Source organism: Allobosea sp. Root381 (assembly GCF_001429395.1).
GTDB lineage: Bacteria > Pseudomonadota > Alphaproteobacteria > Rhizobiales > Beijerinckiaceae > Allobosea.
In genome coordinates this window covers 71,820-88,733 of record NZ_LMJT01000008.1, presented here as the reverse complement: position 1 = coordinate 88,733, position 16,914 = coordinate 71,820, and the positions used below count along the sequence as shown (strand labels likewise).

Sequence of the window (16,914 nt, the reverse complement as noted above, 5' to 3'; positions counted from 1 at the left end):
CCTCGCCGCATGAGCGTGGCGGGCAGGCTCGAAACGGTGGACCAGAATGATCACCATCTACGGCATCAAGAATTGTGACACGATGAAGAAGGCGCGCACCTGGCTGGAAGGGCAAGGCATCGCCCATGCCTTCCACGACTACAAGGCGAGCGGCATCGATCGGGGTTCGCTGGAGCGCTGGGTGAAGGAGCATGGCTGGGAGACCGTGCTGAACCGTGCCGGAACGACCTTCCGCGCCCTGCCGGATGCCGACAAGCAGGGCCTGGATGCTGGCAAGGCGGTCGCGCTGATGCTGGCGCAGCCCGCCATGATCAAGCGCCCGGTCCTCGAGCTCGGCAAGGGCAGAACGGTCATCGGTTTCAAGCCGGCGATCTACGAGGCGGCGCTGGCCAAGGCCTGAGCCGGCAGGCACCGTCATTCTCGGGCGCCGCGAAGTGGCGACCCGAGAATCGCCCGCCGAAGGGCGCGAGGCGCCACTCTTCCAGAGATGCTTCGGTCACGCCCGAGCATGACGGTGGGAGACGTCTGCCCGGCGTCCACGCCTCTTCCCTAAAGACCCGCGCTGCTCTACCTCGCAGCCCATGATCGCCATACCCCAGCCCGCGCAACCCGAAGCCGTTGCGACAACCGATTTCAGCTTCGATCTCCATGCCCGCGACGGCGCCGCCCGCACCGGCGAGATCCGCATGCCGCGCGGCACCATCCGCACGCCGGCCTTCATGCCGGTCGGGACCGCCGCGACCGTCAAGGGCATGTACCCGGCGCAGGTCCGCGAGCTCGGCGCCGATGTCGTGCTCGGCAACACCTACCACCTGATGCTGCGGCCGGGCGCCGAGCGTGTCGCCAGGCAGGGCGGGCTGCACAAATTCATGAACTGGCCGCACCCGATCCTGACCGATTCCGGCGGCTTCCAGGTGATGTCGCTCGCCAATCTGCGCAAGCTGACCGAGGAGGGCGTGACCTTCCAGTCGCATATCGACGGCTCGAAGCACATGCTCAGCCCCGAGCGCTCGGTCGAGATCCAGAACCTGCTCGGCTCCGACATCGTCATGCAGCTCGACGAATGCGTCTCGCTGCCCTGCGAGGACAAGGTGGCGGAGAAGGCGATGCGTCTCTCGCTGCGCTGGGCCGAGCGCTGCAAGGCGGCTTTCGGCAATCCCGCGGGCAGGGCGCTCTTCGGCATCGTCCAGGGCGGTGCGGTGCCGGCTCTTCGCGTCGAGAGCGCGCGCGAGCTCGCCGCGATGGATCTCAAGGGCTACGCCATCGGCGGGCTCGCGGTCGGCGAGCCGCAGGACGTCATGCTGGCGATGATCGAGACGGTCGAGCCGCATTTGCCGCAGGAGAAGCCGCGCTACCTGATGGGCGTCGGTACGCCCGACGACATCGTCGAGGCCGTCAGGCGCGGCGTCGACATGTTCGACTGCGTGATGCCGACGCGCGCCGGGCGCCATGGGCAGATCTTCACCCGCTTCGGCCGCATGAACCTGAAGAACGCCAAGCATGCCGAGGATTCGCGCCCGGTCGACGAGCTGTCGTCCTGCCCGGCCGCCAATGGCTGGTCGCGCGCCTATCTGCATCACCTCGTCAAGGCCGAGGAGATGCTCGGCAAGATGCTGCTGACCTGGATCAACCTCGCCTATTATCAGGAGCTGATGGCGGGTCTGCGCGCGGCAATTGCGGCCGGGCGGCTGGAGGACTTCGTCGCCGAGACGAAGGAGGGCTGGACCAGGGGCGACACTGCGGGAGCGCCGTGACCGAGTCCTGGCTCTTCCTGCTGCTCTTCAAGATGGCGATCGCTGCCGGCATCGTCGTCAGCTGTTCGTTGATCGCGGAGCGCAGCGGGCCCCTCGTCGCGGCCCTGATCGCGACGCTGCCGATCTCGCTCGGCCCGGTCTATGTCTTCCTGGCGCTCGACCATGACGCAGCCTTCATCGCGGATGCCGCGCTGGGCAGCATGGCGTCCACCGTTGCGAATGGCTGTCTCTTCCTGGTCTATGTGCTGCGCGCGCAGAAGCACGCGACGCTGGCGAGCCTCGGACCGGCTTTGCTTGTCTGGCTCGTGGCCGTCTTTGCCCTGTACTGGCTGGAGCCATCCTTCTGGACGCTGCTCGGCCTGACGCTCGCCGTCTTCATCGGCGCCCATCTGGCAGTGAGGCCTTATCTCGCTGCCCGTTCAGCGCGGCCGGCCGAGCCGCCCTGGTTCGCGATCCCGCTCCGGGCCCTGTGCGTCGCGGCGCTGGCGGGCACGGCAACCACCGCGAGCGCCCATGTCGGCGGTGTCTGGTCGGGCGTGCTGGCCGGCCTGCCGATCGTGATGTCGAGCCTGGTGCTGATCCTGCAGCCGCGCATCGGCGGCCCGGCGGCGGCGGCGGTGATCGCCAACAGCGTCATCGCGCTGCTCGGCTTCGGCCTCGCCATTTCGGTCGTGCATCTCGCGGCCGTGCCGCTGGGCTCATGGCCGGCGCTCGGCGTCGGTCTGCTGATCTGCGTCGTCTGGAACCTGGGCCTGATGGCCCTTTCGCGCCGGGCGGCGCCATGAGGCAACGAACAGCCCGCCGATGATCATCGCGAAGCCGGCGAACTGGAGCGGGCCGGGGATCTCGCCCAGCGCCGGGATCGCCAGCGCCGTCCCCGTGACCGGGATCAGCGGCGGGAAGCGGCCGACCACCGCAGCGCCCAGGACATGTGCGGCCCAGCCCCAGAGCCAGAGGCCGAGGATGACGTTGATCACCCCCTGATAGACGGCATGGAAGCCCAGAACCCACCAGGGCGCGATGTCGAAGCCCCTGAAGAAGAACAGGAAATAGAAGGGCAGATAGGCCATCGACAAGACCGAGACGATCGCCGCGCCCTTCAGCCCGTCGACCTTCCAGAGCTGGATCAGCAGCGGGTAGAAGCCCCAGAGCAGGCCGACGCCGAGGAAGCAGAGATCGCCCCAGAGCACGTCGTTGCCCGCGCCGCTCGAGCCGGCGAAGGCGAGGCAGCCGAGACCTGCGAGCACCGCGGTCACTCCTGCGATCAGTCGCGGCGACAGGACCGCGCCGAACAGCACAACGCTGCCGCCGATGCCGATCAGCGTCACGATTCCTGGCCCGATCGTCGCGCCATGGGCTGCCGGTGCCATCGTCAGCCCGGTCAGCATCAGATAGGTCATCGGGAAGCCGCTGGTCAGAACCAACAGCAGGCCGCGTTGCCAGCCGACGCCGCCGCATTGCGACAGGCCGGGCTTCAGGAATATCGGCAGCAGCAATGTCCCTGCTGTGGCGAAGCGCAACGCCAGCAGGTCATGCTGCGATATGCCGTTGAGCACGGCATGGCGGCTGACGACGAAGTTCGATCCGAAGATCAGGACGCTCAGCAGCATCCCCGCAACCGCGAGCCGCCAGCGCAGCCGCTCGCGGGACTCGGCTTCGCTTGGAGGCGGGTGGCTTGCAGGCATGCGCCACCCCTAGCCCGGAACTGCGACCACCGTTACAGGGGCGGGCGCATGGCGGCAAGGCGTTGCGGCGACAGTGCTTTTTCAGCCAACGCAATCCTGCCGTTTTTCGGCCTTCGCAATGCCGGCTCTGCGGATTTCGTAAGCGGGAAACGCAGGACGATTTCGATGCAAGCTGCCGCCACCTATTTTCGCCTCTCCGATCTTCTCCCAGGCTCCCTGGGGCGGGCCATGCCGGCGCTCGCTAGTCTGCTCGCGTTGGCAGGCGCATTCGGCGTTATGGCGTCGATTTCTGCCGAGCCCGGTGCTCCGTCCCGAACGGTGGCGGAGAACGCTGGCGTGGGGGATTGGAGCCTGCCTGCCGTCGTCGACGGCAAGATCATCGCCCGCCATAGCGGCGCCGCCAGCGAAGAGGCCGCCCTGGCGAGCGCGCGGCCGGGCATCGTCAGGCCTGCCGCATTGGTGATGCCGATGAGCGCGGATTGGCCCGAGCGTGCCTTCTCGGAAACCGAATGGGCTCGCGCGGTGGCCGAAACCCGCATTGCAGCGACGGCTCAGGTCGCGCCAGCGGTTAAGCGCACGGCCGCAACAGGCGAGGCCCATAAGGTCGAAACGCTTACGCCGCCGCTTTCGCTGACACCGCCCGCGATCGCCGCCTCTCCCCAGATTATCGAAGCGGCAGCGCCCGGCCTGGGCCTGCTCAGCCGCACCATCGTCGAGCCGGTCGCTCGGGCGGCTGGCATCGTGACGGGCGCGGCCGGCGCCGTCGGCGCGGCGGGTTCCTGGACGGTCTCGCGCGCTGCGGAGTTGCTGCCGCGCTAGTGAGCGCGGCAGCGGGAATGCCTCAGGCCAGCGCCTTGAGAGCCGCGCGCCCGGCATAGACGGCCTGGGCGCCGAGTTCCTCCTCGATGCGCAGGAGCTGGTTGTACTTCGCCGTCCGGTCGGAGCGGGCCAGCGAGCCGGTCTTGATCTGCCCGCAATTCGTCGCGACCGCGAGATCGGCGATGGTGGCGTCCTCGGTCTCGCCCGAGCGATGCGACATCACGGCGGTGTAGCCGGCGCGCTGGGCCATTTCGACAGCCGCGAGCGTCTCCGTCAGCGTGCCGATCTGGTTGACCTTGACCAGGATCGAATTGGCCGTCTTCGCCTTGATGCCCTGCGAGAGGCGCGTGACGTTGGTGACGAAGAGGTCGTCGCCGACCAGCTGGCACTTCGAACCGACGAGGTCCGTCAGGGCCTTCCAGCCCTCCCAGTCGTCCTCGGCCATGCCGTCCTCGATCGAGACGATCGGATAGTTGCCGACGAGCTTGGCGAGGTACTTCGCCTGTGCCTTGGGATCGCGCGTCTTGCGCTCGCCCTCATAGACGTAGGAACCGTCCTTGAAGAACTCGGTCGCGGCGCAGTCGAGCGCCAGCGCGAGATCCTCGCCAGGCTTATAGCCGGCGGTCTCGATCGCACCCATGACGAAGTCGAGCGCGGCCTCGGCCGATTTCAGGTTGGGCGCGAAGCCGCCTTCGTCGCCGACATTGGTGTTGTGGCCGGCGTCGTGCAGCGCCTTCTTCAGCGTGTGGAACACCTCCGCGCCCATGCGCAGGCCCTCGGCGAAGGAGGAGGCGCCGATCGGCATCACCATGAATTCCTGGAAGTCGATCGGGTTGTCGGCATGGGCGCCGCCATTGACGATGTTCATCATCGGCACAGGCAGGACGCGGGCCGAGGTGCCGCCGACATAGCGGTAGAGCGGCAGGCCCGAGGCTTCGGCCGCGGCCTTGGCGACCGCGAGCGAGACGCCGAGGATCGCGTTGGCGCCGAGCTTCGCCTTGTTGGGCGTGCCGTCGAGATCGATCATCGCCTGGTCGATCGCGGCCTGGTCTTCGGCGTCCATCGCGACAATGGCCTCGGCGATGTCGACGTTGACCGCTTCGACGGCCTTCTCGACACCCTTGCCGAGATAGCGGCTCTTGTCGCCGTCGCGGAGCTCCACCGCCTCATGAGCGCCGGTCGAGGCGCCCGAGGGGACGGCGGCGCGGCCCATCGAGCCGTCTTCGAGCACCACGTCGACCTCGACCGTGGGATTGCCGCGCGAGTCGAGGATCTGGCGGCCGATGATATCGATGATCGCGGTCATGGAAAGCTCCGTGGCGGACGCGGGAGGAAAGTGTCAGCCGCGCTTCTAGCCAACGGTCCGGCGCGCGGGAAGCCCCGATCGCCCGCTCATGCTTCCGGCTTGCGTCTTGCGCTTGATCCGATGGCAGCGCGCAGCTGTCTCATCGGGAGACGAAGATGTTCCGTATCGTGTCGAATGGGCGGCGCCCATCCCCGGAAATCGTCCTCGCCGCTCTCGCCGTTACAGTCGCCTGGTGGGCGGGGCTCTGCGCGTTGGCCGGCCGCGCCGTCTGGTTCTGGTGATTAGCCCTCGTCGGCGTCGGTGCGCACATAGCCGCCGACCAGGAAGCCGCTCTGCAGCGCCAGCAGGTAGCCGAGCCAGGCCAGGAAGGTGATGAGGCCGAACTCGGCCCGTATCAGCCAGAGCGGGATGATGATCAAGGTCATCGTGATGCTCGCCGCGATGATCGCCGCGTAGCCGAACGACAGGCCGATCAGGATTCCCATCAGGAACAGGATGCCGGCGATGATCATCGTCTGGGGGCGCTCGTCTCGATCGGCTGCGGATCGGAGGCGTTTTTAGCGAGGCAGTCACTCCGATCGCTTTTACGTGCCGCGTGGAATTTAAGATAAATTGAACGCTCGAGGCCGGCGTAAGGTTGCGCGCTCGTTCCTTGCCGTCGCGCGGACGCGGAAACCGGTTCCCACCGCGGTGCACAATGCTCTAGAAGGCCGCAAACCTCAGGAGCCCTCGATGTCGATCGACACCACGACCCTGCAGCTCGGACAGCATGCCGCGCTGCCCGCATCGCCCGAAGAGGCGCGCCTCGACCGCGTGCCCAACCCGCATGCCGGCACGCCCTATCTGACGCGCTTCACCTGCCCGGAATTCACCTCGATCTGCCCGGTCACCGGCCAGCCGGATTTCGGCATCCTGGTGATCGACTATCTGCCGGGGCAGTGGCTGGTGGAGTCGAAGTCGCTCAAGCTCTATCTCGGCTCCTTCCGCAACCATGGCGCCTTCCACGAGGACTGCACGGTCGGCATCGGCAAGAAGCTGGTCGAGCTGCTCGAGCCGGAATGGTTCAGGATCGGCGGCTACTGGTATCCGCGCGGCGGCATCCCGATTGACGTGTTCTGGCAGACGGGCGAGCCGCCGAAGGGGCTCTGGCTGCCGGATCAGGGCGTCGCGCCCTATCGCGGGCGCTGAGCCCGGCGGTTGCTCAGGTTCGGCTGCCCGGGATCGGCATGATCCGCGGCGTGACATAGCCGAAGACCACGATGGCGGCGGCGAACATCAGGATCGCCGCGCTTGCCCCGATGAGATGCATCGCGAAGCCCATTGCGAGCGGGCCGGTCGCCTGGCCGAGGAAGAAGCAGCAGGCGAACAGCGCCATGGCCGAACCGCGTGCGCCAGGCGCCAGCTCCGTCGCCTGCGCCTGGAAGGTGCCGTGGAGCAGGAAGAAGCCGAAGCCCTGCGCCGCGAAGATCGGGATCGCGCTCCACCACGGCCAGTCGAAGGCGAAGAGCGCGAGGCCCAGCGCGCAGATCACGCCGCCCGTGCGCGTCATCCGGGTGGGTCCGAGGCGTTCCACGAGGATGCGCGTGAACAGCCCGTAGAGCAGGCAGCCGAAGCCCATGCCGGCGATGACGAGGCCGGCTTCCGCCGGTCCGACGCCCGAGCGCTGGTAGAGGATCGCCGCAACATAGGCCGGAATACCGAACAGCAGGATGCCCTCGACGATTACGAGCCCGTAAAGCAGCTTGGTGCGCGGATTTGCGAAGACCGTCCGGTAGTTGCCGAGCGCGCCGGCAAGGCTGAGTTTTTGCCTGACGACGTTCCGGCGCGGCTTCAGCACCACGCCGACCAGCACCGCGGCCAGCACCGCGATGACCGCGGCTGAGAGGAACGCGGCCCGCCAGCCGGCATGGGTCGCGATGATGCCGGAGCAGGCCGAACCCGACATCTGCCCGATGATCATCAGGACGGTAAAGCGCCCGAGCGCGATCTGGCGTTCCTGCATCGGCGCCCGGTCGCCGATCGCGGCCATCGCGATCGGGATGATGCCGCCCGACGCGATGCCGGTGACCGCCCGCAGCACCGTCATCGTCTCGAAGGAGCCCGACAGGGCCGCGACGGTCGAAAGCGCGGCCAGCGCAATCAGGCAGGTCAGGATCGTGCGGATCTTGCCCATGGCGTCGGCCAGCGGCCCGAGGAAGGGCTGGCCCAGCGCATAGGACAGCGAGAACGCCGTCACCATCGTCACGATTTGCGGGATGCTGCGCCCGAATTCGCCGGCAAGCGTCGGGATCAGGGGATCGATGATCCGCATCGTGAAGGTCGATGCGAAGCCGCAGGCGCCGAGGACGAAAATCAGTGCAGGAAGAGGGGTTGCCGCCGGCGCAGGGACCGGCGGCGGAGGCGTTGTCTCAGACATAAGCCAGCGTAGGCTGGGCCTTGGCTTTGGCAAGTCGATCAAAGCCTTGCAGCTCTGCGATCAGCGCAGGGAAGGCGCGCAGCGGCACCATGTTCGGCCCGTCGCTCGGCGCGCTGTCCGGGTCCTCATGCGTCTCGATGAACACGCCGGCGACTCCGACCGCGACCGCGGCACGCGCCAGAACGGGAACGAATTCGCGCTGCCCTCCGCTGGACGAGCCCTTGCCGCCGGGCTGCTGCACCGAATGGGTGGCGTCGAAGATCACCGGCGCGCCGGTGCTCTGCGCCATGATCGGCAACGCACGCATGTCCGAGATCAGCGTGTTGTACCCGAAGGAGGCGCCTCTTTCGGTGAGCATGACGTTCGGATTACCGCTCTCGGTGATCTTGGCGGCGACGTTGACCATGTCCCAGGGCGCGAGGAACTGGCCCTTCTTCACATTGACGACGCGTCCCGTCTTCGCCGCCGCCACCAGGAGATCGGTCTGGCGGCAGAGGAAGGCTGGAATCTGCAGCACGTCGACGACCTCGGCGATTGCCGCGCATTGAGCCGCTTCATGCACGTCGGTCAGCACCGGCAGCCCGGTCGCCTCGCGGATCTCGGCGAAGACGGGCAGGGCGGCCGCAAGCCCCATGCCACGCTGGGCCTTCACGCTGGTGCGGTTGGCCTTGTCGAACGAGGTCTTGAAGACGAGGCCGATGCCGAGCGATTCCGAGATTTCCTTCAGGGCAAAGGCCATCTCCAGCGCGTGGTCGCGGCTCTCCATCTGGCAGGGGCCGGCGATGACAGAGAGCGGCAGCGCATTGCCGAAGCGCACCGGCGAGGGCAGGCCGGTGCCGATGGAGACGATGGTATTGGCAGTCATGGGGCGTCTCCATGCGGGTGAGGCGCCGGGCTTATGTCCGGCAGGCCCGGTGGGTCAAGCGCAAGCGCCCTTTAGACCGATGAGTTGCGACATTGCGTCGAACGCACTGGCGAAGCGAGAGCGAGGTCTGTAAATTCATGGGCGAAGCATTATGTCGGGTGGGAAACGCCAGGGATCGATCTTGAGAACAACGGCAGCGACGACGATGCAGGCAAGGGACATCATGGGGTCGAGCGACACCGTGGCGCCGCCCGCGGTCGTTCCTGCCGGGCCGACTGCGATGGCAGACCGCCCGAAGCGGCCGGCGACCCCGACCGATGGCGGCCGCGACGGCACCGGAACGGCGGTGCTGACCCGCACCCGGACTCGCAAGCCCAATCTCTACCGCGTCCTGCTTCTCAACGACGACTACACCCCTATGGAGTTCGTCGTTCACGTTCTCGAACGCTTCTTCAACAAGGATCGCGCCGAAGCCACGCAGATCATGATGCATGTCCATCAGAACGGCGTCGGCGAATGCGGAATCTTCACCTACGAGGTGGCCGAGACCAAGGTCACCCTCGTCATGGACCTTGCGCGCAAGCACATGCATCCCCTCCAATGCGTAATGGAGAAGAAGTAGTTTTGCGTCAGCATACCCATCTGGAAACGGAATAGGAGCGCTATCCGTGCCGAGTTTCTCGCGCAGTCTCGAACAGGCGCTTCACCGGGCTCTTGCCCTCGCCAATGAGCGCCACCACGAATACGCCACGCTGGAGCACCTGCTGCTCGCGCTGGTCGATGACCAGGATGCAGCCGCGGTCATGCGCGCCTGCAGCGTCGATCTCGACATGCTCAGGCGCAACCTCGTCGACTATATCGACGCGGAGTTGGCCAATCTGATCACGGACGGGCGCGATGATTCGAAGCCGACCGCCGGCTTCCAGCGCGTGATCCAGCGGGCGGTGATCCATGTCCAGTCCTCTGGTCGCGAGGAAGTGACCGGCGCCAATGTGCTCGTTGCCATGTTCGCCGAGCGCGAGAGTCATGCCGCCTATTTCCTGCAGGAGCAGGACATGACGCGCTACGACGCGGTCAACTACATCAGCCACGGCATCGCCAAGCGCCCCGGCGCAAGCGAGCCGCGGCCCGTCCGCGGCGCCGAGGAGGAGCCCGAGCAGCAGCGCGACTCGCGCGCTGACCAGGGCAATGACGCCGACAAGGACAAGAAGAAAAAGGAAAGCGCGCTCGATGCTTACTGCGTCAACCTGAATCGGAAGGCGAGGGACGGGCGCATCGATCCGCTGATCGGCCGCGAGGCCGAGGTGCAGCGCACGATTCAGATCCTCTGCCGCCGCCAGAAGAACAACCCGCTGCTGGTCGGCGAGCCCGGCGTCGGCAAGACGGCCATCGCCGAGGGGCTGGCCCTGAAGATCATCCGCGGCGAGGTGCCGGAGGTGCTTGAGGACGCGACTGTCTTCTCGCTCGACATGGGCACGCTGCTTGCCGGCACGCGCTATCGCGGCGATTTCGAAGAGCGCCTCAAGCAGGTGATGAAGGAGATCGAGGCCCATCCCAAGGCGATCATGTTCATCGACGAGATCCACACGGTGATCGGCGCCGGTGCGACTTCGGGTGGTGCCATGGATGCCTCGAACCTGCTCAAGCCCGCGCTCGCCTCGGGCGGGCTGCGCTGCATCGGCTCGACGACCTACAAGGAATATCGGCAGTATTTCGAAAAGGACCGGGCGCTGGTCCGCCGCTTCCAGAAGATCGACGTCAACGAGCCGTCGATCCCGGACACGATCGAGATACTGAAGGGGCTGAAGCCCTATTTCGAGGAGTTCCACAAGCTTCGCTACACCAACGACGCCATCAAGGCGGCGGTGGAGCTCTCGGCCCGCTACATCCATGACCGCAAGCTGCCGGACAAGGCGATCGACGTGATCGACGAGACCGGCGCCTCGCAGATGCTGGTGACCGAGAACAAGCGCAAGAAGACGATCGGCGTGAAGGAGATCGAGGCTGCGATCGCCACCATGGCGCGCATCCCGGCCAAGACGGTTTCGAAGAACGATGCCGAAGTCCTGCGCAATCTCGAGACCACTCTGAAGCGCACCGTCTACGGGCAGGAAAAGGCGATCGAGGCGCTGTCCTCCTCGATCAAGCTCGCCCGCGCCGGTCTGCGGGATGGCGAGAAGCCGATCGGCTGCTATCTCTTCGCGGGGCCGACCGGCGTCGGCAAGACCGAGGTCGCGCGCCAGCTGTCGTCCTCGCTCGGCGTCGAGCTCGTTCGGTTCGACATGTCGGAGTATATGGAGCGCCATACCGTCTCGCGGCTGATCGGCGCGCCTCCGGGCTATGTCGGATTCGATCAGGGAGGCCTGCTGACCGATCAGATCGACCAGCACCCGCATTGCGTGCTTCTGCTCGACGAGATCGAGAAGGCTCATCCCGACCTGTTCAACATCCTCCTGCAGGTGATGGATCACGGCAAGCTGACCGACAACAACGGCAAGCAGGTCGATTTCAGGAACGTCATCCTGATCATGACCACCAATGCGGGAGCCGCCGACATGGCCCGCAACGCCTATGGCTTCACCCGCAGCAAGCGCGAGGGTGACGATACCGAGGCGATCAACAAGCTGTTCGCGCCGGAATTCCGCAACCGCCTCGACTCGGTGATCTCCTTCGGCCACCTGCCGAAGACGGTCGTCGCCCGCGTCGTCGACAAGTTCGTGCTGCAGCTCGAGGCGCAGCTGGCCGACCGCAACGTCACGATCGAGCTCTCCGACGAGGCGCGCGAGTGGCTGGTCGAGAACGGCTATGACGAGGCGATGGGCGCCCGCCCGATGGCGCGGCTGATCCAGCAGACGATCAAGACGCCGCTGGCCGACGAGGTCCTGTTCGGGCGCCTCAAGAACGGCGGCGCGGTCAAGGTCGTCGTGGTCCAGTCGGAGACCGGCATCAAGGTGCTCGGCCTCGAATTCCCGGACGGCCCGGTCAAGCCCAAGCCGGAGAAGGACGTCGCGGCCGCAGCCGAGCAGCGCGCCCGCAAGCCGCGCGCGAAGGCGTCGGCCGCTGCGAAGCCTGTCTCGGCCAAGCCACGTCGCGGTGGCGGCAAGGGCTCCAAGGGTGGTAAGGGCAATGACGACGGCAAGACTCCCGATGCGCCGAAGGCGCAGCGGGCGGTCCGCACCGTTCCGAAGGTTCCGCTGACCAAGGCTTGAGAGCGTGTTCTTCAAACGCAAGACAGACCCCGTCCTGGCTCATGCGGCCGAGCCGGCGCCGGAGCGCGCGGCACGGCCGCAGAAGGAAAAGCTGAGCTGGTTCGAAAAGCGCGACCGGCGCCGCCGGAAGCGCAAGATGTTCGAGGAGGTGCTGGGCTGGATCCTGGTGCCGGCTTTCGTCTACCTGATCTATCTCGGTGTGAAATCGGTCGGCGGCATCCCCAAGGAACTCGTCGATTTCGGCAATGAGCTGATCGGGATTGCGCTCAAGTCCCTTTAGGCTTCTGGCCATCGGGCTTTGCAGCCAGCGCACAGCCGACTCCCCATCGCTGGGGCTCCGTCGACGCGGCCGGGCGCGCTAGTAGGCTAAGCTAGCCCGCCGATCTGGCCGCCGGGCCACGGAGCCGGGCCGCAGCGTGCCGATCCTCTCATGACCGTCTCAGCCGATTGGAGCCGCAGGCGCGTGGCGCTGGCCGGCATGCGCGATGCGCTGTCGCTGCCGGCCTGGGTGGTCGGCTTCGGGCTTGTGGGCATAGGCTCGCTGGCCCGGGATGTCGGCTACCCCGTCGAGGTCGCCGTGCTCTCGACCATCCTGGTCTGGGCCGGCCCGTCGCAGGTCATCTTCTTCGCCTCGATCGCGACCGGCGCGGCCTGGAGCGCGATCGCGCTTGCCATAGGCTTCGCCTCGCTGCGTTTCCTGCCGATGACGGTCGCGATCATGCCGCTGCTGCAGCGGCCGGGGCAAAGCGTCCGCATGCAGCTTCTGCTGGCGCATTACGTCGCCGTGACCGCCTGGACGGAGGGTCTTCGCCGTTTGCCGGGCATGCCGCCGCATCAGCGGGTCGTCTATTTCCTGGCCTTCGCCAATACCTGCATGCTGGTCAGCTCGATCGGAACCTTCCTCGGCTATTACCTGCTGGGCGAACTGCCGATCCCGCTCGCGGCGGGGTTGCTCTGCCTGACGCCGATCTTCTTCCTGGCCTCGCTCTCGGCGGGGCTGCGGCACCGGGGCGACATCGTCGCGATCGTTCTCGGGCTGGCACTGGCGCCGATCTGCGATCGCTTCATCGGCGGTGGCTTCGACCTGATCGTGGCGGGGCTGGTCGCCGGCACGATCGCCTTCTTCTTCCGGCCGCGGAAGCGGGGTCCATGACGCAACCCATTCCCTGGCTCGACGGCCCGCTCTGGCCCTATCTGGCCTTGCTGGTCTTCGCCGTGCTGCCGACCGAGATCTGGCGCTGGCTCGCCGTCGCCTTCGCGCGGCGGATCGATCCCGATTCACCGGCGCTCGAATGGGTGAGGGCGGTCGCGACGGCGCTGCTTGCAGGGATTGTCGCGAAGCTGATCGTTGCGCCGCCGGGCGCGTTGGCGGCCGTGCCCTTGTTCATCCGGGTTGCGGCGCTCGCCGCGACCCTGGCCGTCATGCTGGTCGATCGCCGCCGGCTTCTCTTCGCCGTACTCGCCGGCGAGGCGGTGCTGATCGGCGGCGCCTGGCTGGCGGCGTCGGCCTGAGCCGCGATCTCAGAGTTCCTTCAGCGCGGTCCTGATCCTGTCGGCATTCGCCGTCAGCACGTCTGGTTTCTCCATCGCACCCGTATGCGGCCGCAGGGCCACGCCGTCGAAGCGCGGCATCACATGCACATGGAGGTGGAACACGACCTGCCCGCCGGCCGGCTCGTTGAACTGCTGGATGGTCACGCCATCGGCGCCGAAGGCGGCCTTGACGGCGCGGGCCAGCGTCTGCGTCGTCAGGGCGACCGCCTTGAGGGCGTCCGGCGGCGCATCGAGCACGTTGCGGCAGGCTGCCTTGGGAACGACCAGCACATGCCCCTCGGCGCGCGGCATGATGTCCATGATCGCGATCGTCTCTGCGTCCTCATAGACGGTTTGCGAGGGCAGCTCGCCGCGCAGGATCTTGGCGAAGACGTTGGAGGGGTCGTATGCGGTCATGCGGGGTGTCCGGGAAAGGAGAGGGCTGAAAGCTGGCGCCAGCCTGTCGCGGGGCGGGTGGCCGCGTCAAGGCTCGGGCATCACGGACGCAAGCCTGGGCAGCGGGCCTGCCGGGCCATCATGCAGCGGCAGCACCTCCGTCAGCTCGGCATCGAGCACCAGATCGTCCCGGCAGCCGAGGAGCCAGAGCGCCGTCGCCTCGAAGCGGAGCAGCGGCTCGCCCCACCAGCGCGCGATCAATTCGGCGAGCGTCGCCGTTTCCTCGGCGTCAAGGTCGTCGGTCAGGTTATAGAGGCCAACGAGGTAGAGGTCGGACGGCGGACGCCCGACGGCCTGCTGGATGGCCTGCAGCGGGTTCGGCCCATCGCGCGTCTCGGGATAGGCCCGCAGATAGAGCCGTCCACGATTGACGTTGCCCGAGAACAGCCCGCGGAGCTCGACCTGGAACGGGCCGATGGCGGCGATTGCCTCTCGGGTCGCCCGGTCGATGACGGGCGCCTCGCCGGTCGAGAGCGTGCCGCAGAGCGTGGCGTGCAGCCGGTCCGCCCGGCGCGGCAGGAGATCCCAGGCGATTTTTCGCGCAAAGGACGCGCACCGCAGTTCGTCGTCGAGCCTTACCAAGGCCGCCGATGCCGCCACTAGCGCCGCGTCGATCGGCAGAACGAGCGAGAACACGGTCGGATGCCGCCCCATCTCATAATAGCGGCCATCCTGACGCGCGATCACATTCGGATGGTCCGGCGCCACCAGCGGCAGATGCGCCAGGCGATAGGGCTCGTCGAGCAGCAGCGGCGCACCCGGTGCAAAAGCCGTGCGGTTGCGCTGATAGCCGAGCTCCGCATCGCTGGAGAACGTGGCAGAATGGCTCGCTGCCGCGGGTGCGGCTCCGTCACTCACGCGTCGCCCCCGTCTTTCCTGAACGGACTTTCGGCCATGAGCGCTTCACGCGCCTGCTCGATATGCTGCCGCTCTTCGCCCAGATAGTTCGCCACCGCCCGCCGCAGGCCCGAATCGGCGAGATCGTGCAGCGAGCGCGTCACCACCGGACGGTAGCCGCGCGCGACCTTGTGCTCGCCCTGGGCGCCGGCCTCGACGCGCGTGAGCCCATGCGCGATCGCGTAGTCGATCGCCTGATGGTAGCAGAGCTCGAAATGGAGAAAGGGGTGGTCCTCGATGCAGCCCCAGTTGCGACCATATAGCGTGTTGGCGCCGCGGAAATTGATCGCGCCCGCGATGTAGCGCCCGGCACGCCGCGCCATCACCAGCACGATGCGCTCGCCCATTGCCGCCCCGACGGCGGAGAAGAAGGCGCGGTTGAGATAGGGCCGGCCCCATTTGCGCGCGCCGGTATCCTGGTAGAAGGCGTGGAAATCGTCCCAGACATCCTCGGTGAGGTCACTGCCCGAGAGCACCTCCACCGTGATCCCGACGGACAGCGCCTCGCGGCGTTCGCGCTTCAGTGCCTTGCGCTTGCGCGATGCGAGCGTCGCCAGGAAGTCGCCATAGCTGCCGAAGCCCTCGTTCAGCCAGTGGAACTGCAGGTCGTGCCGTTCGAGATAGCCGGCCTCGCGCAGCGCTGCGACGTCGGGCTCCTGCGCGAAGGTGACATGCACGGAGGAGGCCTGCGTCTGCTCGCGCAGCGCCTCCAGCCCGGCGATCAGGCCCACGCGCGCCTCGTCCGCGCGTGGCCCGTCAGCGACCAGCAGGCGCGGACCGGTCGCCGGAGTGAAGGGGGCGGCGACCTGCAGCTTGGGATAGTAGCGCCCGCCGGCACGTTCATAGGCATCGGCCCAGCCGTGGTCGAAGACGTATTCGCCCTGGCTGTGGCTCTTCAGGAAGCTCGGCGCCGCTGCGAGCAGTGCTCCCGCCGCATCCTCGACGAGGAGATAAGCCGGCGACCAGCCGGTGCGTCCGCCGATGCAGCCGCTCTCCTCCAATACGCGCAGGAATTCATGCGAGACGAAGGGATTGTCGCTGTCCAGCCCCGGCTGCGCCGCGGCAGCAGCGGGGCCAGGCGCGTCCAGCAATGCGCCGAACGCGCCCGGATTGGCGCAGGCGTTCCAGGCGCCGGCCGGGATGGTCTTGAGCGAGGTCGCGACGCGGACCCTGAGGTCGCCGCGCCCGTCCTGATTCAAGGTTTGAAGCCCTCGAAGACCATCTGGTCGGCATGGCGCGCCGCCATCTCGCGGTCTGCCGGAGTCCGCACCGTCCAGCTCATCAGCGGCAGGCCGAGCGCGTTGCGGCAGAGATAGGGCGCGGCGCTTTCGAGATCCGTGACCTTCCAGGACAGGAAGTCGGGCCTGGTTTCGTCGAAATGCAGCAGGTTCGCCATCGCGCGATGCTTGGCCGGGCCGAGATGGTCGTAGTCGGCATAGACGGCATAATCGTTCATCGCGACGATGCCGCGCGGGGTCGCCGGAGCGATCTCACGCAGGGCGGCGACGATCTCCGGATCGAACGACTTGAACACGATCGGTTGCCCCGGCCGGTCGGCGACGATCTCGGCCGCGCGCCGCGTCAGCGCGAGGTTGCCGTCGAAGCCGCTCTTGATCTCGATGACGAGCGGAACCCGTCCGGCGATCAGGTCGAGCAGGGCCGACAAGGTCGGGATCCGGGCCTCGCTGCCCTTGAGCGCGATCGCGCCGAGCGCGTCCGCCTTCAGCGCCGCCACCTTGCCGGATGTCTCGGTGAGCCGGTCGAGCACGAAATCATGGAACACCATGGCTTCGCCGTCGGCGCTTAGCTGGACGTCGCATTCGATGCCGAAGCGCCCGGCGATGGCGGCCTCGGCGGCCGGGATGCTGTTCTCGATGATGCCGGCCGCGGCATCGTGCAGGCCACGATGCGCGATCGGCCGGGCGGTCAGCCAGCCGAGACCGGAATGGGCGTGTTCGTGCATGGACCGGTCTC

General features: G+C 67.2%; 20 protein-coding genes. 11 read left to right on the top strand and 9 right to left on the bottom strand.

Going from position 1 to position 16,914, the window contains the following annotated elements; all coding sequences use genetic code 11:
- Positions 1-46 precede the first annotated feature (46 nt).
- The 3 genes from ASE63_RS09250 (at position 47) to ASE63_RS09240 (ending at position 2,539) form a co-directional block, all read left to right on the top strand.
- The gene (locus ASE63_RS09250) at positions 47-400 is read left to right on the top strand and encodes an ArsC family reductase (protein ID WP_056799971.1); all 354 of its coding nucleotides are present in this window, start codon (positions 47-49) and stop codon (positions 398-400) included.
- Between the two features lie 181 nt (positions 401-581).
- Positions 582-1,754, top strand: a complete 1,173-nt coding sequence (tgt, locus tag ASE63_RS09245) for a tRNA guanosine(34) transglycosylase Tgt (RefSeq protein ID WP_056799966.1) — start codon at positions 582-584, stop codon at positions 1,752-1,754.
- Positions 1,751-2,539: a hypothetical protein gene (locus ASE63_RS09240; RefSeq protein WP_056799963.1), complete on the top strand. Its 789-nt coding sequence runs from the start codon at positions 1,751-1,753 to the stop codon at positions 2,537-2,539. Before tgt ends, ASE63_RS09240 begins: the two co-directional genes overlap by 4 nt.
- Here the strand turns inward: ASE63_RS09240 and ASE63_RS09235 are convergent.
- Positions 2,453-3,439, bottom strand: coding sequence for a DMT family transporter (locus ASE63_RS09235; protein WP_156410277.1), 987 nt, complete (start codon positions 3,437-3,439; stop codon positions 2,453-2,455). The two genes, ASE63_RS09240 and ASE63_RS09235, sit on opposite strands and share 87 nt — an antisense overlap.
- 48 nt (positions 3,440-3,487) lie before the next feature.
- Here ASE63_RS09235 and ASE63_RS27160 point away from each other — a divergent pair, with 48 nt between their 5' ends.
- Positions 3,488-4,258: a hypothetical protein gene (locus ASE63_RS27160; RefSeq protein ID WP_156410276.1), complete on the top strand. Its 771-nt coding sequence runs from the start codon at positions 3,488-3,490 to the stop codon at positions 4,256-4,258.
- Positions 4,259-4,280: 22 nt separating this feature from the next.
- Here ASE63_RS27160 and eno read toward each other — a convergent pair whose 3' ends face one another.
- Complete coding sequence (gene eno, locus ASE63_RS09225; protein ID WP_056799953.1) at positions 4,281-5,564, bottom strand: phosphopyruvate hydratase; 1,284 nt, start codon at positions 5,562-5,564, stop codon at positions 4,281-4,283.
- Between the two features lie 155 nt (positions 5,565-5,719).
- Between eno and ASE63_RS28720 the strand changes: the two genes are divergently transcribed.
- Positions 5,720-5,845, top strand: a complete 126-nt coding sequence (locus tag ASE63_RS28720) for a hypothetical protein (RefSeq protein WP_280137442.1) — start codon at positions 5,720-5,722, stop codon at positions 5,843-5,845.
- Here the strand turns inward: ASE63_RS28720 and ASE63_RS09220 are convergent, their stop codons facing one another.
- The gene (locus ASE63_RS09220) at positions 5,846-6,076 is read right to left on the bottom strand and encodes a hypothetical protein (protein WP_056799950.1); all 231 of its coding nucleotides are present in this window, start codon (positions 6,074-6,076) and stop codon (positions 5,846-5,848) included.
- 220 nt (positions 6,077-6,296) lie between these two features.
- Between ASE63_RS09220 and queF the strand changes: the two genes are divergently transcribed.
- Entirely contained in the window at positions 6,297-6,752 is a 456-nt protein-coding gene (gene queF, locus ASE63_RS09215) for a preQ(1) synthase (RefSeq protein WP_056799947.1), read from the top strand.
- A 13-nt stretch (positions 6,753-6,765) separates the two neighbouring features.
- Here the strand turns inward: queF and ASE63_RS09210 are convergent, their stop codons facing one another.
- Both ASE63_RS09210 and kdsA read right to left on the bottom strand, forming a co-directional pair.
- Positions 6,766-7,980 (bottom strand): MFS transporter, encoded by a 1,215-nt coding sequence (locus ASE63_RS09210; protein ID WP_056799945.1) that lies wholly within the window; start codon positions 7,978-7,980, stop codon positions 6,766-6,768.
- Entirely contained in the window at positions 7,973-8,845 is an 873-nt protein-coding gene (gene kdsA, locus ASE63_RS09205) for a 3-deoxy-8-phosphooctulonate synthase (protein WP_056799939.1), read from the bottom strand. The genes ASE63_RS09210 and kdsA overlap by 8 nt, the downstream gene beginning before the upstream one ends.
- A gap of 280 nt (positions 8,846-9,125) precedes the next feature.
- Between kdsA and clpS the strand changes: the two genes are divergently transcribed.
- From clpS to ASE63_RS09180, 5 genes are all read left to right on the top strand, one after another.
- Entirely contained in the window at positions 9,126-9,467 is a 342-nt protein-coding gene (gene clpS / locus ASE63_RS09200; protein ID WP_056800115.1) for an ATP-dependent Clp protease adapter ClpS, read from the top strand.
- Positions 9,468-9,513: 46 nt separating this feature from the next.
- Positions 9,514-12,054 (top strand): ATP-dependent Clp protease ATP-binding subunit ClpA, encoded by a 2,541-nt coding sequence (gene clpA, locus ASE63_RS09195; protein ID WP_056799936.1) that lies wholly within the window; start codon positions 9,514-9,516, stop codon positions 12,052-12,054.
- A 4-nt stretch (positions 12,055-12,058) separates the two neighbouring features.
- Complete coding sequence (locus ASE63_RS09190) at positions 12,059-12,334, top strand: hypothetical protein (RefSeq protein WP_056799934.1); 276 nt, start codon at positions 12,059-12,061, stop codon at positions 12,332-12,334.
- 150 nt (positions 12,335-12,484) lie between these two features.
- Complete coding sequence (locus tag ASE63_RS09185; RefSeq protein ID WP_056799931.1) at positions 12,485-13,207, top strand: AzlC family ABC transporter permease; 723 nt, start codon at positions 12,485-12,487, stop codon at positions 13,205-13,207.
- The gene (locus ASE63_RS09180) at positions 13,204-13,566 is read left to right on the top strand and encodes an AzlD domain-containing protein (RefSeq protein WP_056799928.1); all 363 of its coding nucleotides are present in this window, start codon (positions 13,204-13,206) and stop codon (positions 13,564-13,566) included. The genes ASE63_RS09185 and ASE63_RS09180 overlap by 4 nt, the downstream gene beginning before the upstream one ends.
- Before the next feature lie 9 nt (positions 13,567-13,575).
- Here the strand turns inward: ASE63_RS09180 and ASE63_RS09175 are convergent, their stop codons facing one another.
- From ASE63_RS09175 to ASE63_RS09160, 4 genes are all read right to left on the bottom strand, one after another.
- Entirely contained in the window at positions 13,576-14,004 is a 429-nt protein-coding gene (locus ASE63_RS09175) for an HIT family protein (RefSeq protein WP_056799924.1), read from the bottom strand.
- A 66-nt stretch (positions 14,005-14,070) separates the two neighbouring features.
- Positions 14,071-14,901 (bottom strand): hypothetical protein, encoded by an 831-nt coding sequence (locus tag ASE63_RS09170; protein WP_056799921.1) that lies wholly within the window; start codon positions 14,899-14,901, stop codon positions 14,071-14,073.
- Complete coding sequence (locus tag ASE63_RS09165) at positions 14,898-16,139, bottom strand: GNAT family N-acetyltransferase (protein ID WP_056799916.1); 1,242 nt, start codon at positions 16,137-16,139, stop codon at positions 14,898-14,900. Before ASE63_RS09165 ends, ASE63_RS09170 begins: the two co-directional genes overlap by 4 nt.
- Entirely contained in the window at positions 16,136-16,903 is a 768-nt protein-coding gene (locus ASE63_RS09160) for a glycerophosphodiester phosphodiesterase family protein (RefSeq protein WP_056799913.1), read from the bottom strand. The genes ASE63_RS09165 and ASE63_RS09160 overlap by 4 nt, the downstream gene beginning before the upstream one ends.
- Positions 16,904-16,914: the final 11 nt, after the last annotated feature.